The sequence below is a fragment of the Actimicrobium sp. CCC2.4 genome, assembly GCF_034347385.1.
GTDB lineage: Bacteria > Pseudomonadota > Gammaproteobacteria > Burkholderiales > Burkholderiaceae_D > Actimicrobium.
Map to the genome: position 1 here is coordinate 698484 of NZ_CP133777.1, position 23956 is coordinate 722439.

At 59.2% G+C, this 23956-nt stretch carries 28 protein-coding genes and 1 pseudogene; 15 read left to right on the plus strand and 14 right to left on the minus strand.

Annotation, left to right across the window (positions count from 1 at the left end):
* Window positions 1–327 precede the first annotated feature (327 nt).
* Window positions 328–2310, plus strand: coding sequence for a methyl-accepting chemotaxis protein (locus RHM62_RS03295; RefSeq protein ID WP_322124154.1), 1983 nt, complete (start codon window positions 328–330; stop codon window positions 2308–2310).
* Here the strand turns inward: RHM62_RS03295 and RHM62_RS03300 are convergent.
* The 9 genes from RHM62_RS03300 to RHM62_RS03340 all read right to left on the minus strand — a co-directional run bounded on the left by RHM62_RS03300 (window position 2288) and on the right by RHM62_RS03340 (window position 9742).
* A complete protein-coding gene (locus RHM62_RS03300) occupies window positions 2288–2719 on the minus strand; it encodes a nuclear transport factor 2 family protein (RefSeq protein WP_322124155.1) in 432 nt (143 codons plus the stop codon). The genes RHM62_RS03295 and RHM62_RS03300 overlap by 23 nt on opposite strands.
* Window positions 2716–3483: an SDR family NAD(P)-dependent oxidoreductase gene (locus tag RHM62_RS03305; protein WP_322125303.1), complete on the minus strand. Its 768-nt coding sequence runs from the start codon at window positions 3481–3483 to the stop codon at window positions 2716–2718. The genes RHM62_RS03300 and RHM62_RS03305 overlap by 4 nt, the downstream gene beginning before the upstream one ends.
* Complete coding sequence (locus tag RHM62_RS03310) at window positions 3483–4016, minus strand: DUF3833 domain-containing protein (RefSeq protein ID WP_322124156.1); 534 nt, start codon at window positions 4014–4016, stop codon at window positions 3483–3485. Before RHM62_RS03310 ends, RHM62_RS03305 begins: the two co-directional genes overlap by 1 nt.
* A 24-nt stretch (window positions 4017–4040) precedes the next feature.
* Window positions 4041–5282, minus strand: coding sequence for an MFS transporter (locus RHM62_RS03315; protein ID WP_322124157.1), 1242 nt, complete (start codon window positions 5280–5282; stop codon window positions 4041–4043).
* Window positions 5282–5824: a chalcone isomerase family protein gene (locus RHM62_RS03320; protein ID WP_322124158.1), complete on the minus strand. Its 543-nt coding sequence runs from the start codon at window positions 5822–5824 to the stop codon at window positions 5282–5284. Before RHM62_RS03320 ends, RHM62_RS03315 begins: the two co-directional genes overlap by 1 nt.
* Window positions 5821–7047, minus strand: coding sequence for a cyclopropane-fatty-acyl-phospholipid synthase family protein (locus tag RHM62_RS03325; RefSeq protein WP_322124159.1), 1227 nt, complete (start codon window positions 7045–7047; stop codon window positions 5821–5823). The genes RHM62_RS03320 and RHM62_RS03325 overlap by 4 nt, the downstream gene beginning before the upstream one ends.
* Window positions 7044–7811: a DUF1365 domain-containing protein gene (locus RHM62_RS03330; RefSeq protein ID WP_322124160.1), complete on the minus strand. Its 768-nt coding sequence runs from the start codon at window positions 7809–7811 to the stop codon at window positions 7044–7046. The genes RHM62_RS03325 and RHM62_RS03330 overlap by 4 nt, the downstream gene beginning before the upstream one ends.
* A 1-nt stretch (window position 7812) precedes the next feature.
* Entirely contained in the window at window positions 7813–9108 is a 1296-nt protein-coding gene (locus tag RHM62_RS03335; RefSeq protein ID WP_322124161.1) for an NAD(P)/FAD-dependent oxidoreductase, read from the minus strand.
* Between the two features lie 91 nt (window positions 9109–9199).
* Complete coding sequence (locus tag RHM62_RS03340; protein ID WP_322125304.1) at window positions 9200–9742, minus strand: glutathione peroxidase; 543 nt, start codon at window positions 9740–9742, stop codon at window positions 9200–9202.
* 192 nt (window positions 9743–9934) lie between these two features.
* On the opposite strand from RHM62_RS03340, the gene RHM62_RS03345 reads away from it, so the two are divergent.
* The 3 genes from RHM62_RS03345 (at window position 9935) to rfaE2 (ending at window position 13018) form a co-directional block, all read left to right on the plus strand.
* Window positions 9935–11473, plus strand: coding sequence for a cryptochrome/photolyase family protein (locus RHM62_RS03345; RefSeq protein ID WP_322124162.1), 1539 nt, complete (start codon window positions 9935–9937; stop codon window positions 11471–11473).
* Between the two features lie 121 nt (window positions 11474–11594).
* Entirely contained in the window at window positions 11595–12446 is an 852-nt protein-coding gene (locus RHM62_RS03350) for a ferritin-like domain-containing protein (protein WP_322124163.1), read from the plus strand.
* A gap of 83 nt (window positions 12447–12529) precedes the next feature.
* Window positions 12530–13018 (plus strand): D-glycero-beta-D-manno-heptose 1-phosphate adenylyltransferase, encoded by a 489-nt coding sequence (rfaE2, locus tag RHM62_RS03355; RefSeq protein WP_322124164.1) that lies wholly within the window; start codon window positions 12530–12532, stop codon window positions 13016–13018.
* Between the two features lie 5 nt (window positions 13019–13023).
* On the opposite strand, the gene RHM62_RS03360 is transcribed toward rfaE2, so the two are convergent.
* The 4 genes and pseudogenes from RHM62_RS03360 to RHM62_RS19020 form a co-directional block, all read right to left on the minus strand.
* Window positions 13024–13467 (minus strand): copper chaperone PCu(A)C, encoded by a 444-nt coding sequence (locus RHM62_RS03360; RefSeq protein ID WP_322124165.1) that lies wholly within the window; start codon window positions 13465–13467, stop codon window positions 13024–13026.
* A 29-nt stretch (window positions 13468–13496) separates the two neighbouring features.
* Window positions 13497–13967 carry a tRNA (uridine(34)/cytosine(34)/5-carboxymethylaminomethyluridine(34)-2'-O)-methyltransferase TrmL gene (gene trmL, locus RHM62_RS03365; protein ID WP_322124166.1) on the minus strand — a complete coding sequence of 157 codons (471 nt, stop codon included), beginning with the start codon at window positions 13965–13967 and terminating at the stop codon, window positions 13497–13499.
* Between the two features lie 20 nt (window positions 13968–13987).
* Entirely contained in the window at window positions 13988–14530 is a 543-nt protein-coding gene (locus tag RHM62_RS03370; protein ID WP_416172312.1) for a ComF family protein, read from the minus strand.
* 3 nt (window positions 14531–14533) lie between these two features.
* A pseudogene (locus RHM62_RS19020) lies at window positions 14534–14725 on the minus strand (double zinc ribbon domain-containing protein); the annotation flags it as partial.
* A 67-nt stretch (window positions 14726–14792) separates the two neighbouring features.
* On the opposite strand from RHM62_RS19020, the gene RHM62_RS03375 reads away from it, so the two are divergent.
* From RHM62_RS03375 to RHM62_RS03410, 8 genes are all read left to right on the plus strand, one after another.
* A complete protein-coding gene (locus RHM62_RS03375) occupies window positions 14793–15725 on the plus strand; it encodes a methyltransferase domain-containing protein (RefSeq protein WP_322124168.1) in 933 nt (310 codons plus the stop codon).
* 195 nt (window positions 15726–15920) lie between these two features.
* Window positions 15921–16370 carry a DUF2244 domain-containing protein gene (locus tag RHM62_RS03380; protein WP_322124169.1) on the plus strand — a complete coding sequence of 150 codons (450 nt, stop codon included), beginning with the start codon at window positions 15921–15923 and terminating at the stop codon, window positions 16368–16370.
* Window positions 16371–16457: 87 nt separating this feature from the next.
* On the plus strand, window positions 16458–17630 hold the full coding sequence (gene coxB, locus RHM62_RS03385) for a cytochrome c oxidase subunit II (protein WP_322124170.1): 1173 nt from the start codon (window positions 16458–16460) through the stop codon (window positions 17628–17630).
* A 19-nt stretch (window positions 17631–17649) separates the two neighbouring features.
* Entirely contained in the window at window positions 17650–19257 is a 1608-nt protein-coding gene (gene ctaD, locus RHM62_RS03390; RefSeq protein WP_322124171.1) for a cytochrome c oxidase subunit I, read from the plus strand.
* Between the two features lie 38 nt (window positions 19258–19295).
* On the plus strand, window positions 19296–19403 hold the full coding sequence (locus RHM62_RS03395) for a cytochrome oxidase small assembly protein (RefSeq protein WP_322124172.1): 108 nt from the start codon (window positions 19296–19298) through the stop codon (window positions 19401–19403).
* 1 nt (window position 19404) lies between these two features.
* Complete coding sequence (locus RHM62_RS03400) at window positions 19405–19995, plus strand: cytochrome c oxidase assembly protein (protein ID WP_322124173.1); 591 nt, start codon at window positions 19405–19407, stop codon at window positions 19993–19995.
* A gap of 16 nt (window positions 19996–20011) precedes the next feature.
* Entirely contained in the window at window positions 20012–20236 is a 225-nt protein-coding gene (locus RHM62_RS03405) for a DUF2970 domain-containing protein (protein WP_322125305.1), read from the plus strand.
* A gap of 20 nt (window positions 20237–20256) precedes the next feature.
* Window positions 20257–21117, plus strand: coding sequence for a cytochrome c oxidase subunit 3 (locus RHM62_RS03410; protein ID WP_322124174.1), 861 nt, complete (start codon window positions 20257–20259; stop codon window positions 21115–21117).
* Between the two features lie 80 nt (window positions 21118–21197).
* Here the strand turns inward: RHM62_RS03410 and RHM62_RS03415 are convergent, their stop codons facing one another.
* Window positions 21198–21398, minus strand: a complete 201-nt coding sequence (locus RHM62_RS03415) for a twin transmembrane helix small protein (RefSeq protein WP_040722453.1) — start codon at window positions 21396–21398, stop codon at window positions 21198–21200.
* Window positions 21399–21406: 8 nt separating this feature from the next.
* On the opposite strand from RHM62_RS03415, the gene RHM62_RS03420 reads away from it, so the two are divergent.
* The 3 genes from RHM62_RS03420 to RHM62_RS03430 are packed head-to-tail and all read left to right on the plus strand — an operon-like array spanning window position 21407 to window position 23945.
* Window positions 21407–22213, plus strand: coding sequence for an SURF1 family protein (locus RHM62_RS03420; protein WP_322124175.1), 807 nt, complete (start codon window positions 21407–21409; stop codon window positions 22211–22213).
* Entirely contained in the window at window positions 22200–22826 is a 627-nt protein-coding gene (locus RHM62_RS03425) for a cytochrome C oxidase subunit I (protein WP_322124176.1), read from the plus strand. The genes RHM62_RS03420 and RHM62_RS03425 overlap by 14 nt, the downstream gene beginning before the upstream one ends.
* 6 nt (window positions 22827–22832) lie before the next feature.
* Window positions 22833–23945 (plus strand): COX15/CtaA family protein, encoded by a 1113-nt coding sequence (locus RHM62_RS03430; protein ID WP_322124177.1) that lies wholly within the window; start codon window positions 22833–22835, stop codon window positions 23943–23945.
* The last annotated feature ends 11 nt before the right edge of the window (window positions 23946–23956 follow it).

Sequence of the window (23956 nt, forward strand, 5' to 3'; positions counted from 1 at the left end):
GGAAGAGTTAGGACGGCATGGTAGCAGCATGGCCCGGATGGCGAGGGGCGACATAAATAAATTTCCTGAGCTCAATAGAAGTCGCTTACTCTTGCGTACGAATTAAAACCGCCAGTAGACATTAGCGGGTGACTTTTATCTGTGCTTGTTTTGATAGGGCCGGTCTTGACCTACCGCCGGCAAAGACAACAACTGGCGGGTGTTGGTGTGTGATGGTGCGGATAGGTCTGGCAACGGCAAACGCTGATGCAGGATGTGGCCGTTTTGATGGATGGCAAGGCGGGTGCCGGCACGACTTCCGGCATCGGCGAGTGGAAGAGGTTTCAAATGCAATCGCATCGAGATACACCGCTGCAAGTGTCGAATGGTAATGCCGGGTTCGGCAATTTCTTCAAGTATCACGGCTGGCTGTCACCGGGCGTGCGCCTGTTCCGCAGTATCCGTTTTCAGGCCAAGGCGCTGTGGATTGCGCTGGCGTTTATCGCGCCGCTGCTGATGACCTTGTTCTACCTGTGGTCAGCTGCCAATGAACAGATCATGTTTGCGCGTTCCGAGCGTCAGGGACTGACTTACATACATCCACTGGACGATCTGATCAAGGCGGCCCAGGTTCGTCGACGGGTAGCGTCCGGCAATGCGCCGCAACTGGCGCAGCAGCAAGCTGATGTCAGCGCCGCCTTCGACAAAGTCCAGGCGCGCCAGACCGAACTGGGCAAGGATTTCGGTACCGAAAAACCATTCGAGCTGTTGCTCAAGGCGCATCAGGCGCTACTCCAAACGCCGCTGGCAGCCAATCCCGATGCGACCTTCAAGCTGCATTCCGAGTACGTCGCGCTGGCACTGGACCTGGTGGCGCGTGTGGCCGATGGCTCGCAACTGAGTCTGGATCCGGACCTCGACACCTATCACATGATGAACATCGCCGTGCTGCGCGGGCCGATGCAGTATGAAAACACCGCGCAATTGCGCGGCATTGGCAGTCTTGTCCTCAAAGACAAGGAACTGACACCGTTACGACGCGATTTGATGAGCCAGCGCAGTGCGGTCCAGGACTATCTCGAGCGGGATGTCAACGCATCTTACAAGGCCGGTATCGCCATTTTTCCGGATGTTGCCCGCAGCATGGACATGCAAGCGACCGACGCCGCGTCGGCGGCGTTCCGGGCGGCGATCACGCAACAGATCCTGGGCGCGGTACTGACCGGCGATGCGGCTACCTATCTCGCGCTCGGTAATGCCGCTGTCGACAAGCAGATCGCGCTGGTCTCGCAAGTCATGACGCGGCTCGATAGCCAGTTGCAGGCCCGCATCGTGCGCTTGCAGGCAGCGCTGATGACCCAGTTCGGCATCTGCCTGTTTTTTGTGTTGCTGGCCGCTTACCTGATGCTGGCGTTTTACAAGGTGATGATGGGCGGCTTGCAGGAAGTCGCCGGTCATCTGCAGGAAATCACCAAAGGCAATCTGACCACTGCACCGAAACCATGGGGCAGCGATGAAGCGGCCCAGCTGATGTACACGATGGGCGAGATGCAAACCAGCTTGCGGCGTATTGTCGGCGCTGTGCTCGATGGCTCGGTGCAGGTGCAGACTGCCAGCGACGAGATCGCTGCTGCCGCCAATGACCTGTCGGGCCGGGCCGAGCAGGCTGCTGCCAGCCTGGAGGAAACTGCCTCGAGCATGGAACAGATTTCATCGACCGTGAAGCAGACGTCCAGCACGGTGGCCGGTGCGATGGTCATCGTGCAGGCCAATGCGGTGTCGGCTACGCGCGGCGGTGTCGTGATCAATCAGGTGGCGGCCACGATGGAAGGCATCCGGGTGTCGTCGAACAAGATCGGCGAGATTATCGGCGTCATTGACGGCATCGCTTTTCAGACCAACATCCTCGCGCTCAATGCCGCTGTCGAAGCGGCGCGGGCAGGTGAAGAGGGACGTGGATTTGCGGTGGTGGCGACCGAGGTGCGGGCGCTGGCCGGCCGTTCGGCAGCGGCGGCACGGGAAATCAAGACGCTGATCTCTGAGAGCATTTTGCAGGTCCAAAGCGGTAATCAGGTGGTGGTCGAAGCTGGTACGACCATCCATGAAATCGTCGTCAATGCCAACAAGATCGCGGTGATGATGCAAGAGATGACGACCTCAACCAAAGAGCAAAGCAGCGGAGTAAGCCAGGTCGAAATCGCGATCCATGAACTTGATCGCACGACCCAGCAAAATGCGGCCTTGTCGGAAGAGGCGGCAGCAGCGTCGACGACGTTGTCCGCGCAGGCACAGCGGCTGGCCGACGAAATCAGTTTTTTCCGGCTCGCTTGAGCCAGCGCATCAGACTGCCCAGCACGGGCAGTTTTTCATACAGTTCTTCGGCCGCATCCCAGTAATCGCGATGCAGGCAAACCTGGCCGGCGGCATCGAAGCGCACGTGGGTCGCGCCGCGTATGCATTGTTCGTCGCGCGAAAAGCGCTTCATGCGGAAATGAAAATCCCAGGTCAGAAAAGCCTGGTCGCCCTGCAGCAATTGCGTTGTCACGACAAAGCGCGGCGCATCGACCTGCGCAAACATGTGGCGGAAGATGTGCGCAATCGCGGGCCTGCCGATGACTTCATTGAACGGGTCCTTAAAGAAGGCGTCGGCGCTGTAGATCGTGTCGATGCGGGCGGCGCTGTCGAGCGTCAGCGTCTCGAAAAAATCGACCAGGTCGCGCAAGCCGTCCTGATGGTTCATAAGCCGGTCACCTTGTGGATCAGCGCAAAATACCAGCGGTACGGCAGCAGCCGCGCCAGCCGGATCCAATTGGTAAACCGCTTCGGAAAATGAATATGAAAGTCGCCCGCTTCAAGGCCGGCGACCAGTTCGGTGGCGGCTTGCGTGGCCGTGATCAGCGCCGGCATCTTGAAGTCATTGACGGCCGTCATCGGCGTATCGACGAAGCCCGGATTGATCTGGTACACCGCCACGCCGCGCGGCTGCAGATCGAGGTACAGCGACTCGGTCAGGTTGATCAGCGCCGCCTTGGTCGGACCGTAGATCAGCGCTTTCGGCAAGCCGCCAAAGCCGGCCACCGAGGCGACGATGCCGATGCCGCCACTACCCTGTACCAGCAAGCCGGGCAGCACCGCATCGAGGCAATTGAAGACGCCGCGCAGGTTCAGGTCGATCAGCTGATTGACCTTGGCCAGGTCCAGGCTGTCGGCCCGCATTTCGTTGTAGCCGCCGGCGACGATCAGGACCAGATCAATCCCTTGCCAGGCGGCCAGCACCTGCTCGCGCGCGGCCAGCACGGTGGCGTGGTCGGTAATGTCGAGCGTCGCGACCAGCGCGTTGGCATGGCCATCGGCGAGTTCTTGCAAGGGTTCGGCACGCCGCGCGGATAGCGCCACGCGCGCGCCCCTGGCCAGCAACTGCCGCGCCGTTTCGGCGCCGATGCCGGTCGAGGCACCAATGACCCAGACGCGCCGGCCGGACCAGTCGCGGATCGCCGGATTCATCATGGGCGCTTCGTGAACGACAGCGTCACGTCACCGACATGGAAACCGAACTTGCTCATTGCGGCGCGGTTGAGCATGACGCGCTCATCCATCAGGTACATCCAGTCTTCCATGGTCACGTTGATGACTTTGCCGTCGACCGGCAAGGCCAGCACGTATTTCCAGCGCAGCGCATTGCCGGAGACCACGCCTTCGGCCACGCCGACCACATCGGCAGCGGTGCCGGTGTAGGTGCCGGGGCCGGTTTTGGTTAAGGTCCAGATGCGTTTTTCTTTGGTGCCGTCGGAGTAGGTGAAGCTCTCGTCGAGTGTGCCGACATCGCCTTTCCAGCTACCGACCATGACCACGCCAAAGCGCTTGATGACTTCGCCGGAGCGATCCTGGAACATACCTTGCGCGTCCAGCGTGCCATTGAAATACTGCTGCAGGTCTAGCGTGGGTTTTTGGTCTGCGTAGCGCGATGGTTCGACAGTGCCGCAACCGGCGATCAGGACAGCACAGCACAGGGCCAACAGGGGTTTGAACATTTTCATGGGATTCCTTTAAATTGTGCGCAATCAAATAGTGCGCAATGGAGCGCGCCAGAGCAGTGCCGCCGCGGATAACTTGAGCAGGCATGGCACTACTGCGTAGGCAATGCTGAGTGCCTGTCCGCCCGCTTGGCTTTGCAGGCCGGGCACATACCCCAGCCATTCCAGCAAGGGTAGCGAGACGCCTGCTGCCAGCGCCAGATTCATTTTGGTGGCCCAGCTCCATGAGCCGAAATACACGCCTTCGCGTTTGCCGCTATCGCCGGCCTGATGGATGACGGCGGCCAGCAAGGCCGGCGGCAAGGCCAGGTCAGCGCCCAGCGTCAGGCCGGACAGCACGCAGATAATGCCGAAGGCGATGGCGTCGCCGGCACCGAGTCCGAAGGCCCAGATGAAACCGGCCACCGCCAGCAGCATCGAGAGCATCCAGGCGCGCGCTTCACCAAGCCGTTTTGCCAGCGCGACCCAGAGCGGCATCGAGGCCGCGGCAGCGACAAAATACAGCACCAGAAATAGCCCGGCCTGCTGGCCCAGTCGCAAGCGGTCGCTGGCAAAAAACAGGAATAGCGTGGCCGGGATGGCGGCTGCGATGCCATTGACGACGAACACCGCAAACAGCCAGCGGAACAGCTTGCTACGAAACGGCACCAGCAATTCCGACCAGCCGCCATGACTGCGCAGCGTGCGTTCCGGTAGCGGTGCGGCGCGCGTCAGCAGCAGGACCGAACCGGCCAGCACGACCAGAAAAGCAGCGGTGAGCCACCAGGACGGACCGAGCGCCGGCAAGGCCGCGGCGATGATCACGCCGATCAGCCCGCAGCCTTCGCGCGTGGCGGTCAGGCGCGAGCGCTGGTCCGGTGCCTGCGTGAGCGCCGCGCCCCAGCTCTGATGACTGATGGTGGCCAGACTGAAGCCGACATACACCACCAGCAGCGCGACCATGAACCACATCAGCGGCGCGCCCGCGGCCAGTTCCGGCGGATGAAATAGCGCGACGAATCCGGCGGCCAGCAACGGCACGGCCAGCAGCACGAAACGGCGGTAACCATCGGCGCGGCGCGTGCCATCGATCCACAAGCCCAGCACCGGATCGAGGAAGGCATCAAACAGACGCGCCAGCAGCAGCGCCGTGCCGATCAGCGTCAGCGATAGGCCGAAGCGTTCGGCATACAACTGCGGCACATACACATAGACCGGCAACGCGACCATCGCCAGCGGCATGCCGAACAGGCCGTAGGCGAACAGCGCGGCGCGGTCCAGCCGTGCCATCAGCGGGCTGCCGCGTTCATCAGCAAGGACTCGCGCAATTTGCCGGCGCTGGTTTTCGGGTCCAGCCAGATGGCAAAGAAAGCGCGCGCAAAGACCGGATCGGCGATCTCGCCGAGCAGTTTGCCATCGAGGTAAAAGCGTGCGCCCAGCGTCGGCAACAACACGCCGGTGAGGCGGGTGCCGTCGTTCACATCAGGGAACAGCGCCGTCATGCGCGCCAGCCAGTCGGCTTGCTGGGCGGGAGTGCCGAGGCCGAGTTTGCTGATCTCGTCGGCGCTGGACTCGGCGATTTTTTTGCCATTGAGCGAACGCGAATAGGTCAGTTCCAGTGCGAGCGGCGCATCGGGCGCGACGCCTTTGGCACCGACCCATAATTGCGCGTCATAGATCGACAGGCCGAACCAGCGGAAGGTGCCTTGTCCGGACAGCCGGGCAGCCGGCACGTCGGCTTCGATGAAGGCCGGTGCCGACCAGGCCGGCAGCGCCATCGCCAAGCTCAGCAGTAGCGCGGAGAAGAGAACGCCCAACCGGCGCGCGATCATGGTTTTTCGAGCGTGAATTGCGCGACGTCGATGCTGCCGGCGCGGAAACCGGCTTCGCAATACGCCAGATAAAATTCCCAGGTACGCAGGAAGCGGTCATCAAAACCTTGCGCCCGTACCTTCGGCAATTGCTCCTTGAAAGCGCTGCGCCACTCGTCGAGCGTGCGGGCGTAATCGAGGCCGAACTTGAACTCGTTGACCACGCGCAGGCCGTATTGTTCGGCATATTGCTTGAAGACCGCTGGCGACGGCAGCATCCCGCCCGGGAAGATGTATTGCTGGATGAAGTCGGTGCCCTTGCGATAGCGCTCGAACAGGGCGTCGTCGATGACGATGGTCTGGATGCAGGCGCGCCCGCCGGACTTCAGGTTACGTGCAATGCATTCGAAGTAGCTCGGCCAGTAGCTCTCGCCGACCGCTTCGAACATCTCGATGGAAGCGATGCCGTCGAACTGGCCGCTGGTGTCGCGGTAGTCCTGCAGCAGCAGTTCGACCTGATCGACCACGCCGGCATCGGCCAGGCGCTGGCGCGCAAAGTTCAGCTGTTCGGTCGAGAGCGTCAGGCCGGTCACATGGGCGCCGGCATCGCGCGCGGCGATCTCGGCAAAGCCACCCCAGCCGCAGCCGATTTCGAGGATGCGGGCGTCGCTGCCGACTTGCAGTTCGCTGAGGATGCGCCGGTACTTGGCATGCTGGCCATCCTGCAGATTGTCGATATGGCCGTTTGAAAACAGCGCGCTCGAATAGGTCATCGACGGGTCCAGCCAGAGCTGGTAAAAATCGTTGCCGATGTCATAGTGCGCGTGGATATTCTTGCGGCTGCCCGAGCGCGAATTGCGGTTGAACAGGTGCTTGACGCGATACAGCAGGCTGCCCCACCAGGTGCCATAAATCACCGATTCGACTGCATGCCGGTTGCGCGTGAACAGCTCGACCAAGGCCGGCAGGTTGTCGGTGGTCCAGTGCCCATCGATGAAGGTTTCGGCAAAGCCGATGTCGCCGGATTTCAGTGCGGCGCTGCAGACTTCCCAGTTGTTGAGCTTCATCGTCACCGGCGCGGAAGTGTCGCCGAAGCGCGCGCTCTGGCCGTCCGGAAATTCCATCACGATTGCGCCCTGGTCGATCTTGCGCAGCAGTTGCAGCACGAACTGTACTTGGGACGGAAAGGCTTCGGTCGACAGGTGCTCGGCGTGGACAGGAAGTTTGGCGGTCGTGGTGTTCATCGGCTCAACTTTTTGGTCGGTGGTGTGGGTTTGCTATAAAACGGAACGCGCTTGAAAAACAGTTTCAGCGCTTGCCAGTGGATGCGCACGATCACGCCGAACGTCATCAGCGGATAGCTGAAGAAGCCGCGTAGCACGCTGCGGTTATTCAATGCGGTGGCGGAACCGGCGACGCTGGTCAGCAGCAGCGGGCCGCTGGCATCGTCGTGATCGATACGGGCAATGGTGTGCTCGCCCTGCTGCACGAAGCGAAAGCGATAGGTGCCCGAAGTCGCGCAAAACGGCGAGACATGGAATACCTTGCGGGCGGTGATTTCCTCGCCCAATGTCATCGCCGCACCGCTGTCGAGCAGGTAGCAATGCTTCTCGCCGAAGGTGTTGCTGACCTCGCAGAGAATCGCGCGCAAGGCGCCATCGGGACGGTGGCAAAACCAGAACGAGACCGGATTGAAGACATAGCCGAGCACGCGCGGAAAAGTCTGCAGCCAGATTTCGCCGCTGGCATCGGTGATGCCTTCGCTGCGCAGCAAGTTGTCTATCCACGGCAGCAGCGCCTGCTGGCCATCGCCGTGATCGCGGTCATGGAACGACAGCAGGTTGAAGCGGTTGCGCGAAAACAGGCGCGGTCCGAAATCGCCGGCACCGAGCGTGCGCAGCGGCAGTCGCAGGAAATACACGCCATAGCTGAAGGCATTGGTGGCCGGCCGCAAACGGCTGTGGGCAACCTTGCCGAAGCAGAGCCGGGGCGTGGCGACCGTGGTCATCTCAGGCCGCCACACGCAGCGACTGCTGCCGTTCCAGCATCGCGATGGCTTGCGCGACGGCGAGGCCGGATTTCAGGCCGTCTTCATGAAAACCGTAGCCGGTCCAGGAACCGGCAAACCAGGTATTGCGCACGCCTTGCAGCGATGGCAAACGGCCTTGTGCGCGGATCGCGGCGGCATCGAAAAGAGGATGCGCGTAGTCGTATTCGGCAATCACCTTGGCCGGATCCGGCGCGTCGATCGGGTTCAGCGAGACGATCACCGGCGTCGTGAATGGCAGCGGCTGCAACTGGTTGATCAGGTAATGCACGCAGACCTTCGGTGTCTGGCTGTTCTGGCTCTGGTAATTCCAGGCGGACCAGGTCTTGCGGCTGGCCGGCAGGCAACTGGCATCGGTGTGCAGCACGGCGCGGTTCGGCTCGTAGCGCACGGCCGACAGCACGGCTTGCTCGGCCTTGCTGGCGTCGGCCAGCAAGGCCAGGCTCTGGTCGCTGTGGCTGGCCAGTACGACGTGCTCGAACTGGTGTTCACCGTCGTCGGTGCGCAGCGTGATGCGGGTATCTGTGCCATGCGGTGTGCGGAGGATTTGGCGCACCGGCGTGTGCAGTGCGGTGCTGCCGATTTTGGCTAATAGTTTGTCGACATACTGGCGCGCGCCGCCGCGCACGGTTTGCCATTGCGGCCGGCCATTGACTTGCAACAGACCGTGGTTATGGCAAAAGCGCACGAAGGTCGACAGCGGAAACGCCAGCATCTGCTCGGTCGGACAGGACCAGATGCAGCCGGCCATCGGCAGCAAATACCAGGCGCGGAATTGTTCGGTGTACTTATTCTTGACCAGGAATTCGCCGAGCGAAATGCCGGACGCGAGATCATCGCCGGCCAATGCCATCGCGGTGGTTTCGCGGTTGAAGCGCAGGATGTCGCGCAGCATGCCAATGAAGCGCGGACTGAACAGGTTGCGGCGCTGGGCGAACACGGCATCGAGATTGCCGCCGGCCCATTCGAGCGTGCGTTTGCCCAGCGGCAGCTTGACCGAGAACGACATGTCGGTGCCGACGGTCTCGACATCGAGCTCCTTGAACAACGCTACGAGGTTCGGATAGGTCTTGTGATTGAACACCAGGAAGCCGGTATCAACGCCGTGGGTATGACCATCGAGGGTCACATCGACGGTATGCGTGTGGCCGCCAAAATAGTCATTGGCTTCGAATAGCGTGACGTCATGGCCGGCTTCGGACAGACGATAAGCACAGGACAAGCCGGAAATCCCGGCACCTACAACTGCAATCTTCATGCAACGTCTCCTGCCCGAACAATATTTAAAATATGCAACAGCCCTGCACACTACTACGTACGCACGGTCCAATCGGATTCACGACGGACAGTCAAATGGATTGGTTCAATGCTTTCTCGATGGCAGTCACCAGCGCCGGATTGCCGGGCTCGATTTCGCTGGGAAAACTGGTGATGACCTTTCCGCTGCGATCGATCAGATATTTATGGAAATTCCATTGCGGTGTTTTGCCGGTCGATTTGGACAGCGTCGCATACAGCGCGTTGGCATTCGGACCGGAGACCACCGCTTTCGAGAACATCGGGAATTTCACGCCATAAGTATTGAAGCAAAAGTCGGCGATTTCCTTGCTCGAGCCCGGCTCCTGTTTGCCGAAATCATTGGATGGGAAGCCGAGTACGACCAGGCCGCGTGCCTGGTACTTGGCGTAAAGCGCTTCGAGTCCCTGATACTGCGTGGTGAAGCCGCAGTAGCTGGCGGTGTTGACGACCAGCGTGACCTTGCCGGCGTACTGGCAAAGGTTTTGCGGGACTTCGTCTTGCAGGCGTTTAAATTGCTGCTGCAGTACTACCGGACAGGCAGCCGGCGTGGCAGGCTGGGACTGTGCGTGTGCTGCCGGCAGCAAGCCGGTCATGACGAGGGCAAACAGGAACACGGAGAGGAGACTTTGGCGCGGCTTCATGATGGCAGACTCGCTGGTATTATTCTGGGCTGGTTAGTCTAACTGATTTTTCGGCCCCTGCCGCTGCGGTCCGGGAAACTCCCGGCGTTGACGTTTTGAAAGGCAATTCCCGATGTTCAGCTCTCTGTTTTTGGTGGTGATGCGATGATGCGCCGGCTGGTTCTGGTGCTGGGAGATCAGCTCTCGATGGACAATCCGGCGCTGGCGGATTTCGATCCGCAGCGCGATGTGGTGGTGATGATCGAGGCGGCCAGCGAAGGTATGGCGGTCTGGTCGCACAAGGCGCGCATCACGCTGTTCCTGTCGGCGATGCGGCATTTTGCGCTGGTGCTGGGTGAGCGTGGCTGGCCTTTCATTTACCTGAAGCTCGATGACCCGCTGCCGGGTGATTTTGCCGCCCGCCTCGGCGCGGTGCTGGCCGAACATCAGCCGCTGGCGCTGTATGTGGCGGACCCGGGCGAATGGCGCATGCAGCAACTACTGGAGCAGGTGTGCGCGAGTTCGGCGACGCCGTTGCGCGTCATCGACGACACCCATTTCTTGTGCAGCCGCAGCGAATTTGCGACCTGGGCCAAGGGCAAGAAAGAATTGCGCATGGAGTTCTTTTACCGGGTGATGCGCAAGAAGCACCAGGTTCTGATGAACGGCGAGCAACCCGAAGGCGGCGAGTGGAATTACGATGCCGAGAACCGCAGTGCCTTTCCGAAACGCACCGGCCCCGGCGTGATTCCGCCGCCGGCGCGCTTCGTGCCGGATGCGATCACGCAGGAAGTCATCGCGTTGGTCGAGACGGAGTTCACCGATCATCCAGGCAGCACCGACCATTTCATCTGGCCGGTCGACCGGGCCCAGGCCTTGCAGGCGCTGGACGCATTCATTGCAACGCGGCTGGCGGGATTCGGGACGTATCAGGATGCGATGTGGACCGACACGCCGTTCGGCTGGCACGCGCTGCTCTCGAGCAGCCTGAACCTGCATTTGCTGTCGCCGGCTGAAGTTGTAGCCGCTGCCGAAGCTGCCTATCGCAACGGTGCGGTGCCGCTGGCCAGCGCCGAAGGCTTCATCCGGCAGATACTCGGCTGGCGCGAATTCATTCGCGGTGTGTACTGGCTCGACATGCCCGGCATGAAGCAGGCCAATCATTACGATCATCAGCGTGCGCTGCCGGGTTTTTATTGGACCGGCAACACCGGTATGGCCTGCATGAAGGACGCGATCGGCCAGACGCTGGAGCATGGTTATGCCCACCATATCCAGCGCTTGATGGTGACCGGCAATTTCGCCTTGCTGGCCGAGTTGTCGCCGCAGCAGGTCAGTGACTGGTATCTGGCGGTGTATGTCGATGCGGTCGAGTGGGTCGAGTTGCCGAACGTGGCGGGTATGGCACTGCATGCGCTGGGCAACCGCTTCACCAGCAAGCCGTACATTTCCAGCGGTGCGTACATCAAACGCCAAAGCAATTATTGCAGTGGCTGCCGGTATGATCCGGCCGAGCGCCTCGGCGAGCGGGCCTGTCCGTTTACGACTCTGTACTGGAATTTCATCGACAAGCACGAGGCAACGCTGGTGGGTAATCCGCGCACAGCGCTGATGGCGAAAAACATTACGCGTCTGTCGGCCGATGAACGTGCCGGTATTCGTTTGCTGGCAGCGAGCATGCTGGAGCGGCTCGACACTTTGTAAGATCGCAGCGCCGGTAAGTAAAGGTAGTCCGCAAGGACTTCCGGTAGGAGTGGCGCTACGTTTGCCGCAGAAGCATTTGTTGGTAAAATCAGGTAGTTATCTCATCTTTATGAAGGCACTTATGCTGTATCCAGAATTGTTTAAATCGCTTGAGCAAGTCCGCTGGAACATGGATACCGATGTTCCCTGGGATAAGTTCGATGCGTCCAAGCTCACCGACGAGCAGGCCCAGACGATCCGCATGAATGCGATCACCGAATGGTCGGCACTGCCCGCTACCGAAATGTTCTTGCGTGACAATCGTGGCGACAGTGATTTTTCCGCCTTCATGTCGGTGTGGTTCTTTGAAGAGCAAAAGCATTCGCTGGTCTTGATGGAATACCTGCGTCGCTTCCGTCCCGAGTTCGTCCCGACCGAAGCCGAACTGGACAATGTCCGTTTTGAATTCGATCCGGCACCGCCACTCGAAACCCTGATGATGCATTTCTGCGGCGAGATCCGGCTCAATCACTGGTACCGCTGCGCCTCTGACTGGCACACCGAACCCGTCATCAAGCAAATCTACAAGATGATCAGCCAGGATGAAGCGCGTCACGGCGGCGCCTATCTGCGCTACATGAAAAAAGCGCTGGGGGTTTCCGGCGATTCGGCACGCGCCGCATTTGCTAAGATCGGCGTGTTGATGGCTTCGGCCCGTCGCACTGAAAAGCCCTTGCATCCGACTAATTTGCACGTGAACCAGTCGTTGTTTCCGAACGATACGGTGCAGTCGCGCTTGCCGGACCCGGACTGGCTGGAGCACTGGCTCGATGGCCAGATCAGGTTCGATGGCGAGTGGGAAAAGAAGGTGGTCGAGCGCATCCTCCACAACATGTCGCTGTTGTTCGAGCGCAGCTTTGCGACGGTGCAGGAGCTCAATCGCTATCGCAAGGAAATCGTTAACCGGATGGCATTGCCTGTCGCCGCTGTTTAACCTGCATCTGAGCAATTCGTGATGTAATCGAGGGCCGCAAGATTTTTCTTGCGGCTTTTTTTTCCCCTGACAGGAGACCTGCCATGTCTGATTTCGAGCACAAGATTTGCCGGCGTACCGAACTCGCTTCGCGCATTGCGCATCTGGCCCAGCCGGTCGTGATGACCAATGGAGTCTTCGATATCCTGCATCGCGGTCATGTCACTTATCTGGCCCAGGCCCGCGCGCTGGGTGCCTCGCTGGTGGTGGCGGTCAATACCGATGCCTCGGTCAAACGGCTGGGCAAGGGCAGCGACCGGCCGCTCAATCATTGCCCCGACCGGATGGCCGTGATTGCCGCGCTTGAATCCGTGAGCCTGGTGGTGGCGTTCGATGAAGACACGGCGCTGGAAGTGATCAGGGAAGCGCATCCGGGCATCTATGCCAAAGGCGGCGACTACGACATGGACGAGATCCCCGAAGGCCAGGAAGTGCTGGCCTACGGCGGCAAGGCGATCGCAATCGACTTCAAGCATGATCGCTCGACCACGCAGCTGTTGTCTAAGGTCAGGCAGGCTCCGGAAGAGCTGTAGGCGGCTCAGTGCGCCGCTGTTAGTGCGCCGACGTCGACCAGTGCATCGACGGTACCGGCTTTCTCGAAGGTCAGGCGCAGCGGTACTGGCATTCCTGCCACCAGAGGCTGTTTGAGGCCGGTCAGCATCACGTGATAACCATCGCCGGCCGCCATCGTCAGCGTGCTGTTTGCGGCGATCGCGATCCCGGATACTTCCCGCATTTTCATGACATTACCGGTCATGGACATCGTGTGCAGCTCGGCCGCTGCGGCGACCGGAGTCGCAATGCGCAACAGCTTATCGGCGCTTGCGCTGCTATTGCGGATGGTCAGGTAGACGGCGGCAGAGGGCTGGCCCGGTGCCGATGCACGTGCAACGGCACGGCTGACCTCAATGGCCGCTCCGGCGGCAAAGGCGCTAGCGGCGATGCCGGTTGCGGCGAAAAAAATCAGGGTAGTCAGGCGCATGGGATTCCTTGGATGTGGGGGGGCAGTCATTACGCGCCACCGGCATAGCCATTCTGGCGCCATGCTTCGTAGACGACGACAGCGACCGTGTTTGACAGGTTCAGGCTGCGATTGTCGGGCCGCATCGGCAGGCGGATGCGCTGGCCGGGCGGGAATGATTCACGTAATGCCGGGTCCAGGCCTTTGGTTTCCGAGCCGAACACGAAGACATCGCCGGGCTGGAACCGGCCGGTCGCAAAAGGCGTCGAGCCATGCGTGGTGAGCGCGAACATGCGTTGCGGATCGGGCTGCACGGCGGCGATAAATTGGCTCCAGTCCGGATGGACTTGCATCGTCGCGTAATCGTGATAATCGAGGCCGGCACGGCGCATCTTGGCATCGTCAAGCGGAAATCCCAGCGGTTCGATCAGGTGCAGTTGCGCGCCGGTGTTGGCGCACAGGCGGATGATATTGCCGGTGTTAGGCGGGATTTCCGGCTCGACCAGTACGACATGAAACATGGAATCCTTGGAATGAAAAATTAAGCGGGCGACGTGCGCGCGAACACCAGGTTGGTGACACGGCGCGCGCCGTAGCGCTTCAGTGTCGCTGCCACTTCGTGCAGCGTCGCGCCGGTGGTCATGACGTCGTCGACCACGCCGACATGCCGGCCATCTACGCTCGCCATCGCCAACGCTGGCACGACGAAGGCCGCGTGCATGTTCTTGTGTCGTTGTCGCGCCGGCATGGCCGCCTGCGCTTCGGTCTCGCGCACCCTGACCAGCAACTGCGGCGAAAGCGGAAGTGTAAGCGAACGCGCCAGCGGCCGGGCGATTTCAAGGGCCTGATTGTAGCCGCGTTCGACCAGTCTTTGCGGTCCGAGCGGCACCGGCGCGATCAGATCGGGCCAGTCGCGGCGGTCGGGTACGGCAGCGCACAGGGCGTCGTTGAGCAAGTCGCCGAATAGTCGTGCCAGCGGCAATGCGGCACCAAATTTCAGGGCCCGCACGAGCTGGTCTACCGGTGCCTGGTAGTCCGTGGCGACGATAGTGGCATCGAAGGCGGGCGGATTGCGCAGACACATGCCGCAGAGCGTGCCGATGGTGCCCGGAAGCGCACAGCATTGGCAGCGAGAGGGGGTGTGCCGAAAGAATTGCAAGCGGCATGGCGCGCACAAAACGCCCGGGGCCGCAACTCCGCACAACGCGCAATCGGACGGCAGCAGGGTGGACAAACGCGTCTGGCAGGATGCCAACCAACGGCTGAAACGTCGTGTCATGGCGGCAAAAAATCGAACGGACGTGTAGACTTCGTGGAAAGAAATCCACGTCGACAAGGGCCTTTTTGTGACATCAGACTCCTACTCCCCCCCTAAAACGCAGAGTGCACCGATCGATCCCGCGCGGGTCCGGCGCTTGTTTGCCCGTCCGCAGCGATTGACCGAATCGGCGTTCCTGCGCCGCGAGATTGCTGCGCGCATGCAGGAACGGTTGGCGCTGGTCAGGCTGACGCCGACGCATGTGCTCGATGCGGGATGCGGCGACGGTGCCGACTTGTTGCCGCTGCAAAAGCGCTATCCCGCAGCGCAGGTACTTGGCATCGATGCCGCCGCAGCGATGGTGCAACAAGCGCGAGCGGCCCAGGATGCGGCGTCGTCGGCACTGAACAAGCTGATGGCCCAATGGTTGCCCGTTCGCCCTGCGGGGGCTGCAATATTGTGCGGCGATTTTGCCCGGTTGCCGGTCGGTCCGCAGTCGCTCGATCTGATCTGGTCCAATCTCGCACTGCACTGGCATGCATCGCCGGATCAGGTGTTTGCAGAATGGCGGCGGGTGCTGCGGGTCGATGGATTGTTGATGTTTTCGTGTTTTGGACCGGATACGTTCAAGCAGTTGCGCAGCGCCTTCGCCGCCGTCGATCCGAGCCCGCATATCCTGCCTTTCGTGGATATGCACGACTTCGGTGACATGCTGATCGAGGCCGGCTTCTCGACGCCGGTGATGGACATGGAGACGATTACCGTCACCTACCGGTCGATCGACAAGCTGCTGGCGGAGGTGCAGGCGCTCGGCGGCAACCCGCTGACAACGCGTCGGGATAGCCTGACCGGCCGTCAGCGCTGGCAGCAAATGAAAAATCAGCTGGAGCAACTGCGTGCGCCCGATGGGACCATTGCGCTGACCTTTGAGGTGATTTACGGCCATGCATTCCGGCCTGCGCCCAAAACCACCTCGCGCGGTGAAGCTATTGTACGGCTGGATTTTCCGCCGCGGCGGTAGAAAAGCCGGGCAGGCGGGCTGGCCGGAACGACCGTCTTTGCCGCATCCGGAGCGCGCGGGAGACGGCGGATATGGCGGGCATGCAGGGTGTGGAAAGGCGGTTATTCCGCTTGATATGGAGGCGAATTCCGACATATACTTCGTCGGTTTTTTGCCGTGTGTGTTGAGTGCAATCATAAATTCGGGGTTGGTGCCATGGCACAGCAAGAGTGGACGCTGAAACGAAACTGCTCGATATCGCCGCGACAGCTGGCCAGGTTTTACGCCAGCCTGTGTTTTGTGTCGCTGCTGTTGGCGAGTATTTTTACATTAGGCGGTGCGTGGCTGGTAATGGTGTTCTCGGTTGTCGAATTATCTGCAGTGGGTGCTGCGTTTTTGTATTACGCACGCCATGCCTGCGACCGGGAAAACATCTGGCTGTCCGGCAGTTGCGTGATAGTCGAGCTGATCGACGCGGATCGCTCACGGCAATTTTGCTTCGATATCGGCACGCTACGAATCGAAGCGCCCGGTCAGCATGGTGCATTAATACGAATCAGGTCAGGCACCACCCAGATAGAAGTTGGGCGCTATTTGCCGTATTACAAGCGCCGTGAGTTCGCTTCGGAATTAAGGCAGTCGCTGGCACGAATAAGTTGCAGTTAAGGCCGGCCTGCAGTGAAGACAGTTGACATCGTTCAGGTTGTGAACGTCCGCAAGACAGAATTATTAAAATGGGTTGTTGAGGAAAACATGAAACAAGTGAAGCGCCTTCAATCGATGATGTTTGCAGCCACCCTGGCGGCGAGCGGCCTGGTCAGGGCAGCGGAAGTTCAGGATATTCCTGGCGGCCCGGCTGTTCGCCAGCTCAATCTCCACCCTGGTGTCACCAAGATCGCCGAACAAATCTATTCGTTGCATACCTTTATGCTGATCATCTGCCTGGCGATCTTTGTGGCAGTTTTTGGCGTGATGTTTTATTCCATCCTCAAGCACCGCAAGTCGCTCGGCCACAAGTCGGCCACCTTCCATGAGAGCACCGCCGTTGAAATCGCCTGGACCATCGTGCCGTTCGTGATCGTCATCGCGATGGCGTTGCCGGCAACCCGCACCGTGGTCGCGATGAAAGATACCTCGAACGCCGACATTACGATCAAGGCGACCGGGATGCAGTGGAAATGGGGTTACGACTATCTCAAGGGCGAAGGCGAAGGCATTGCTTTCCTGTCGAACCTGTCGACACCGCGCAGCCAGATTGGCGCACCGGGTGTTGCTCCTACTGAACCACGCGGTAACAACTACCTGCTCGAAGTCGACAACGAAATGGTTGTTCCAGTCGGCCGCAAGATTCGCATCATCACCACTGCAAACGACGTAATCCACGCCTGGGGCATGCCAATGCTGGGCGTCCAGCAGGATGCGATCCCCGGCTTTGTCCGTGATGCCTGGTTCAAGGCGGAGCAAACCGGTACTTTCCGCGGGCAATGCGATAAATTGTGCGGTGCCGAACATGCGTTCATGCCGATCGTCGTCAGGGCGGTTTCCGATGCCGATTACAAGATCTGGGTCGATGGCAAGAAAAAAGAAATGGCGTCCCTCGCCGATGATCCGAACAAGGTCTATACCGTCGACGAACTCAAGCAGCGCGGTGAAAAAGTCTACAACACCAATTGCGTGGCTTGCCATCAGGCGACCGGCAAAGGCGTGCCCGGAGCGTTTCCTGCACTGGACGGTTCACTCGTTGTCAATGGAGTGAAAGCCGATCAGATTCATCTTTTGTTGAACGGCAAAAACGCCATGCCGGCCTGGAAATCGCTGTCCGATACGGACATCGCTGCAGTAATTACCTATACCCGTAACAGCTGGTCGAACAAAGCTGCCGAAAATATTGTCCAGCCAGCCGAAATTCTGGCTGCGCGCAAGTAACCGACTCCAGGAGATTGAGATGAGCACGACAACAATCGATCACGCACACGATCACGCGCATGGCGATGATCACGGCCACGACGACCACCCGCACGGCTGGCGTCGCTGGTTGTACGCGACCAACCACAAGGATATCGGTAGTCTGTATCTGTGGTTCTCTTTCATCATGTTCTTGTCCGGCGGCGTCATGGCCCTGGTCATTCGTGCCGAGTTGTTTCAGCCTGGCCTGCAACTTGTGCGACCGGAATTGTTCAACCAGATGACCACGATGCACGGTCTGGTGATGGTGTTCGGCGCGATCATGCCGGCCTTCGTCGGCTTCGCCAACTGGATGATTCCATTGCAGATCGGCGCCGCCGACATGGCATTTGCGCGGATGAATAACTTCAGCTTCTGGCTGCTGCCGGTTGCCGCGCTGTTGCTGATGGGTTCGTTCTTCGTCCCCGGTGGTGCAGTCGCCGCTGGCTGGACGCTTTACGCACCGCTGTCGACCCAGATGGGGCCGGGCATGGACATGGCGATTTTTGCGATCCATATCATGGGCGCGTCGTCGATCATGGGTTCGATCAACATCATCACCACCATCCTGAACATGCGTACTCCAGGCATGACCCTGATGAAGATGCCGATGTTCTGCTGGACCTGGCTGATCACCGCTTACCTGCTGATCGCCGTGATGCCAGTGCTGGCCGGTGCGATTACGATGACGCTGACCGACCGCCATTTCGGCACCTCGTTCTTCAATGCCGCCGGTGGTGGTGATCCAGTCATGTATCAACACATCTTCTGGTTCTTCGGTCATCCCGAGGTGTACATCATGATTTTGCCGGCCTTCGGCATCATCTCGCAGATCATTCCAACCTTCGCCCGCAAGCAGTTGTTCGGCTATGCATCAATGGTGTATGCCACCGCATCCATCGCGATCCTGTCGTTCATGGTGTGGGCGCATCACATGTTCACATCCGGCATGCCGGTCACAGGTCAGCTGTTCTTCATGTACGCCACGATGCTTATCGCCGTACCGACCGGCGTGAAGATTTTTAACTGGATTGCCACGATGTGGCGCGGTTCGATGTCGTTCGAGACACCGATGCTGTTTGCGATCGGCTTCATTTTCGTGTTCACGCTGGGTGGTTTCACCGGCCTGATTCTGGCCGTGACACCGATCGACATTGCTGTCCATGACACGTACTACGTGGTTGCCCACTTCCACTACGTACTGGTGGCCGGTTCGCTGTTCGCCTTGTTTGCCGGATTCTACTACTGGGGCCCAAAGTGGACGGGCTACATGTACAAGGAATCGCGTGGCAAGTTCCACTTCTGGGCCTCGCTGATTACCTTTAACATCACGTTCTTCCCGATGCACTTCCTGGGTCTGGCCGGCATGCCGCGCCGTATCGCTGACTACCCGGCGCAGTTCACCGATTTCAATATGCTGGCCTCGATAGGGGCTGCAGGTTTCGCGGCTTCGCAACTGTACTTCTTGTTCATGGTCATATTGCCGTCGATCCGTGGTGGTGAAAAAGCCCTGGCCAAGCCATGGGACGGTGCAGAAGGTCTGGAATGGACAGTGCCAAGTCCGGCACCGTTCCATACATTTGAAGTTGCCCCGGTTTTCAAAGGCTGATGACAAGGCGGGTTTCGGCCCGCCTTTGAACGATATTTATGGCTACTCCAAACAAACCAAGTAATTTGCGCACTGCGCTAGTCCTTGCCTCGATCGCCGTCATGTTTTTCGCCGGTGTCGTGGTCAAGCACGTCTGGTTCGGTTGACGTGACGACGCCGGAACCAATCGAGACAGAAGAGAGCTATAAGCGCTACGCAAAAAAAATCAACGGCGTGATGATGGGCAAGTTGCTGGTCATCGCAGTGCTGATGTTCGGTTTCGGTTACGGACTCGTCCCGTTGTATAAAAAGATATGCGAGTTGACCGGTTCAAATGTACTGAGCACGCAGGAATCGAGTGCCGCGTCGGCGGTGCGCAATACCCAGATTGATACCTCTCGGTATGTGACGGTTGAGTTCGATGCCAATGCACAAGGTCCATGGCGTTTCCGCCCTACGGTAAATAGCGTACGCGTGCATCCGGGTGAGATGGCCAATGTGGTCTATGAAGTAGTGAACAAGGAGAGTCGTGCAATCAATGCGCAGGCTATCCCGAGTTACGCGCCGCAAGAAGCGGCGGGCTACTTCAAGAAGCTCGAATGTTTTTGCTTCAAGCAGCAGACGCTAGGTCCAAACGAGGCACGGCAAATGCCGGTGGCTTTTTATGTGGATCCGGATTTGCCGAAAAACGTAACGACAATCACCTTGTCCTATACGTTTTTTGAGGTGGGCTTGCCAGGCAAGACGGCAAGCAATTAGGAAGGTGGTCGCAGCAATGCAGGAACAGAACAAAGCAGCAAAGCGGAAGATCTCGTTTTTCGCCACGATGAGGACCGTATTCTGGTCTTTTTTCGGAGTCGGGAAAGGCAAGAAATCAGTCAGTGATGTCGAGAATCTCAACCCGGTTCACGTCGTCATCGCCGGCATACTTGGTGCCCTGATCCTGATCACGGTGCTGATTGTCATCGTCAAAATAGTGCTGTCAAAAGTCGTAATTTAAATTTGGTTCAGGAGATGTGAATGAGTGCTCAACAAGCTGGCGCGTCAAGTTATTTCATACCGGGTCCTTCAGCGTGGCCCGTGATGGCAGGTGCCGCGTTGCTGGTGACCATGCTCGGAGCTTCCGGCTGGGTCAACGGTACTTCGTGGGGCATGCCGGTCAACATGATCGGATTGCTCGCTGTACTGGTCGTGCTGTACAAGTGGTTTGGTGATGCGATCGCCGAATCCGAAGGCGGCAAGTATAGTGCGCGTATCGATGTGTCGTACCGCTGGAGCATGGCTTGGTTCATCTTCTCGGAAGTGATGTTTTTTGCCGGTTTCTTTGGCGCCTTGTTCTATGCGCGTAGCATTTCGATGCCGTGGTTGTCGGACCTGGATCACAAGGTGCTCTGGCCTGACTTTGCCGGTCACTGGGGCAACACCGGTCCCGCTGGTACCGTCGAGGCGTTCAGCACGATGGGGCCGTTCCCGATCCCGTCCATCAACACCGCGCTGCTGCTGACCTCCGGGGTGACACTGACGTTGTCGCATCACGCGATACGCCTCGGTCACCGGATGCAAACGGCAGCGTGGTTGTTCGCCACAATTATGCTGGGCGCGATCTTCATGGGTTTTCAGGTGTATGAGTACATGCATGCTTACTCGGAACTGAACCTGAAATTAACCTCCGGCATTTACGGTTCGACCTTCTTCATGCTGACCGGTTTTCACGGTTTTCACGTGACGCTGGGTGCCATCATGCTATCGGTGATTCTGTATCGCGTGCTCAAGGGACATTTCACGGCAGAGCAACATTTCGGTTTTGAAGGTGCCGCCTGGTACTGGCATTTTGTCGACGTCGTCTGGCTCGGTCTGTATGTCGTGGTGTACTGGCTGTAGGGCGATCGCCGGGGTCTTCCGGCCATAAAAAAGCCGCACTTCGGTGCGGCTTTTTTTACGGATGGCGAGTCCGGCAAAGGTCAGTGAATTCCGGTAGGCTGTATCCAGCCCATCTTGTACGACACCAGCAGCATGACGAACATGGCGATCGAGAATCCGACACGCATCGCCAGCGCGTAGACAGTGCGGTTGGTCTTGCCCTTGTCTTTCATCAGGAATACGAATGCCGAGCCGAGGCTGCCGATGATGAGAATGAAACCGATGGCGATAAGAATTTTCATGGGGCGTAATGTGCCGTTCCGGTACCCGCTTCCGACTGCGCAAAAACGCATGCGGAACACCAAACATAGGCCTGTGTAAAAAGTTTATTGTAATGCGAATCCGATTCCACTTCCGCCTCATTCCCTTCATTGCTGCTGCCTTTCTTGTGCTGCTGGGCATTTTCCTCGCGCAATGGCAGACCCGTCGGGCAGCTGAAAAACAGCAGATCGAAACACAGTTGACGGCCCGTGCGTTGGCACCGGTACTGGCCCTCGGGACGGCACCGGTACAAGCCGATGCGCTGGAATATCGTCGGGTCAGCGTGCGCGGCGAGTTTGTCAGTCAATGGCCGGTGTATCTGGACAATCGCCCGCAAGGTGGCAGACCCGGCTTGTATGTCGTGATGCCGTTCAGGATTGCCGGCGGCACAAACCATGTTCTGGTCGAGCGTGGCTGGATCGCACTCAACACGGCGAACCGGACAACGATGTTGCCCTATCAAACGCCGGTTGGCGAGATCGAGATCAGTGGTACTGTGCGTCGCCACGCCGGGCGTGTCATGCAATTAGGCCGTGCCGCCGAACTGAAGCCGGGTGCGCTGTTGCAGAACCTCGAGATCGTTGATTTTTCCAAAGCCTCGGGTTTGGCCATGCAACCGGTCTTGATTGAACAGGCCACTACGCCAGGTGCAGCGACAGACGGGCTGGTGCGCGACTGGCCCACTCCTTCAAGTGGTATCGACATGCATCGTGGCTATGCCTTCCAGTGGTATGCACTGGCCGTGATGGCTTTTCTCTTTTTTGTAGTGACAGGATTCCGACGTGAACCAGACTGACCAAACTACCCCCGCAAACGCACCGTCAACCGATCGCCAGGCATCGGGGCGCTGGAAACTGTTTGCCATCCTCGGCGTTTGCGCTTTCCCGCTGATCGCCTCGTACGTCACGTATTACGTGATTAAACCGCAGGCGCGCACCAACTACGGCGACTTCATCGATTACACGGTTCATCCGATTCCCGCCGACCTGAATACCACGACACTCGATGGCGCGCCAAAGGGGTTAAAAGACCTCGAAGGTAAATGGCTCATGCTGACCGTCGACGGCGGCGCTTGTGCTGAAGCCTGCAGCAAGAAGCTGTATGACATCCGCCAGTTGCGGGTGGCGCAGGGTCGCGAGCGGGATCGTCTCGAACGGGTCTGGCTGATTACCGATAAGGTTCCGCTGGAAACCCAGATCATCCGGGAGTTTGATGGCACGCAAATGTTGCGCGCTCAGGCTGATGCCGTCGCCAAATGGCTGCCGGCCGAAACGGGTACCACGGTCGCCGACCACATTTACCTGGTCGATCCGCTCGGCCGGTTAATGATGCGCTTTCCAAAAGATCGTGATCCTAATCTGATCAAGAAAGATCTCGGTAAGTTACTCAAAGCTTCCAGTATTGGATAACGCGCGATGCTGATTCAACTAGCCATAATGGGTGTGCTGGCAGCGCTGTTGCCGCTGTCTATCGTCTGGGTATCTGCGGATGCTGACAAGTACCGAAAGCTGTCCTGGGTCACCTTGTTCCTGACTTTCGACCTGATCATCTTTGGTGCCTTCACGCGGTTGACCGATTCCGGGCTGGGTTGTCCGGACTGGCCTGGTTGCTACGGCCATGCCAATCCGCTGCAGGCACATGCAATGATCAGCGCCGCACAGAGCGCGATGCCGGAAGGTCCGGTCACAGTGTTCAAGGCCTGGGTCGAAATGATCCATCGATATCTGGCCATGGGTGTCGGCGTCCTCATTGTGTCGCTGATGGTTATCGCATGGATCCGCTGGCTCAAGTCGGCGCGCAGCGACGTGCGTTTTGCGCCTACCATGCCGACCCTGCTGTTTCTGTTCGTTTGCCTGCAAGGCGCGTTTGGCGCGTTCACGGTGACGATGAAACTGCAGCCGATTATTGTGACCGGACACTTGCTGCTGGGGCTTGGGCTGTTGTCGATGCTGACCTGGCTCAACGCGCGCCAACGTCCCCATCCGCCCGTTGCCGCACAAGCTGCCAGCCTGCGTGGTCCTGCGCTGGTCGCCTCCGGATTGCTGCTGGTGCAACTGGCACTTGGTGGATGGGTAAGCACGAATTATGCGGCGCTGGCTTGTTCAGATTTCCCGCTGTGCCATGGCCTCTGGTGGCCGCAAATGGATTTTGAAAACGGCTTCGCGCTGTGGCGCAAACTCGGCATGACTGCCGATGGCGAGTACCTGCCGTTCCCGGCATTGACGGCAATCCACTTCGTCCATCGTGGCTTTGCCTTCGTGCTGTTCGCCGTGCTTGGGTGGGTTGCCTGGCGCGCTTCCCGGATAGACGGCTTACGAGTGATCGGGCGCGCGGTATTGGGGGCCTTGTTCTTGCAGCTCTGTACCGGTCTCGCGACCGTGTATTTCAGCTGGCCGCTCGCCATCGCCGTCATGCATAATGCGGGCGCCGCATTGTTGGTGCTGTTAGTCACCATGCTAAACTACAAGACCCGGCTGGCACACGACCACGCGCCTGCTTTCGCCACACGCACGCCGCCGGCGTCCTGACTAATTCCGCT

Coding starts and splice junctions, on each gene's coding strand:
- RHM62_RS03295 (WP_322124154.1), top strand. CDS start 328: ATGCAATCGCATCGAGATACACCGCTGCAAGTGTCGAATGGTAATGCC.
- RHM62_RS03300 (WP_322124155.1), bottom strand. CDS start 2,719: ATGAACCATCAGGACGGCTTGCGCGACCTGGTCGATTTTTTCGAGACG.
- RHM62_RS03305 (WP_322125303.1), bottom strand. CDS start 3,483: ATGAATCCGGCGATCCGCGACTGGTCCGGCCGGCGCGTCTGGGTCATT.
- RHM62_RS03310 (WP_322124156.1), bottom strand. CDS start 4,016: ATGAAAATGTTCAAACCCCTGTTGGCCCTGTGCTGTGCTGTCCTGATC.
- RHM62_RS03315 (WP_322124157.1), bottom strand. CDS start 5,282: ATGGCACGGCTGGACCGCGCCGCGCTGTTCGCCTACGGCCTGTTCGGC.
- RHM62_RS03320 (WP_322124158.1), bottom strand. CDS start 5,824: ATGATCGCGCGCCGGTTGGGCGTTCTCTTCTCCGCGCTACTGCTGAGC.
- RHM62_RS03325 (WP_322124159.1), bottom strand. CDS start 7,047: ATGAACACCACGACCGCCAAACTTCCTGTCCACGCCGAGCACCTGTCG.
- RHM62_RS03330 (WP_322124160.1), bottom strand. CDS start 7,811: ATGACCACGGTCGCCACGCCCCGGCTCTGCTTCGGCAAGGTTGCCCAC.
- RHM62_RS03335 (WP_322124161.1), bottom strand. CDS start 9,108: ATGAAGATTGCAGTTGTAGGTGCCGGGATTTCCGGCTTGTCCTGTGCT.
- RHM62_RS03340 (WP_322125304.1), bottom strand. CDS start 9,742: ATGACCGGCTTGCTGCCGGCAGCACACGCACAGTCCCAGCCTGCCACG.
- RHM62_RS03345 (WP_322124162.1), top strand. CDS start 9,935: ATGATGCGCCGGCTGGTTCTGGTGCTGGGAGATCAGCTCTCGATGGAC.
- RHM62_RS03350 (WP_322124163.1), top strand. CDS start 11,595: ATGCTGTATCCAGAATTGTTTAAATCGCTTGAGCAAGTCCGCTGGAAC.
- rfaE2 (WP_322124164.1), top strand. CDS start 12,530: ATGTCTGATTTCGAGCACAAGATTTGCCGGCGTACCGAACTCGCTTCG.
- RHM62_RS03360 (WP_322124165.1), bottom strand. CDS start 13,467: ATGCGCCTGACTACCCTGATTTTTTTCGCCGCAACCGGCATCGCCGCT.
- trmL (WP_322124166.1), bottom strand. CDS start 13,967: ATGTTTCATGTCGTACTGGTCGAGCCGGAAATCCCGCCTAACACCGGC.
- RHM62_RS03370 (WP_416172312.1), bottom strand. CDS start 14,530: ATGTGTCTGCGCAATCCGCCCGCCTTCGATGCCACTATCGTCGCCACG.
- RHM62_RS03380 (WP_322124169.1), top strand. CDS start 15,921: ATGGCACAGCAAGAGTGGACGCTGAAACGAAACTGCTCGATATCGCCG.
- coxB (WP_322124170.1), top strand. CDS start 16,458: ATGAAACAAGTGAAGCGCCTTCAATCGATGATGTTTGCAGCCACCCTG.
- ctaD (WP_322124171.1), top strand. CDS start 17,650: ATGAGCACGACAACAATCGATCACGCACACGATCACGCGCATGGCGAT.
- RHM62_RS03395 (WP_322124172.1), top strand. CDS start 19,296: ATGGCTACTCCAAACAAACCAAGTAATTTGCGCACTGCGCTAGTCCTT.
- RHM62_RS03405 (WP_322125305.1), top strand. CDS start 20,012: ATGCAGGAACAGAACAAAGCAGCAAAGCGGAAGATCTCGTTTTTCGCC.
- RHM62_RS03410 (WP_322124174.1), top strand. CDS start 20,257: ATGAGTGCTCAACAAGCTGGCGCGTCAAGTTATTTCATACCGGGTCCT.
- RHM62_RS03415 (WP_040722453.1), bottom strand. CDS start 21,398: ATGAAAATTCTTATCGCCATCGGTTTCATTCTCATCATCGGCAGCCTC.
- RHM62_RS03420 (WP_322124175.1), top strand. CDS start 21,407: ATGTGCCGTTCCGGTACCCGCTTCCGACTGCGCAAAAACGCATGCGGA.
- RHM62_RS03430 (WP_322124177.1), top strand. CDS start 22,833: ATGCTGATTCAACTAGCCATAATGGGTGTGCTGGCAGCGCTGTTGCCG.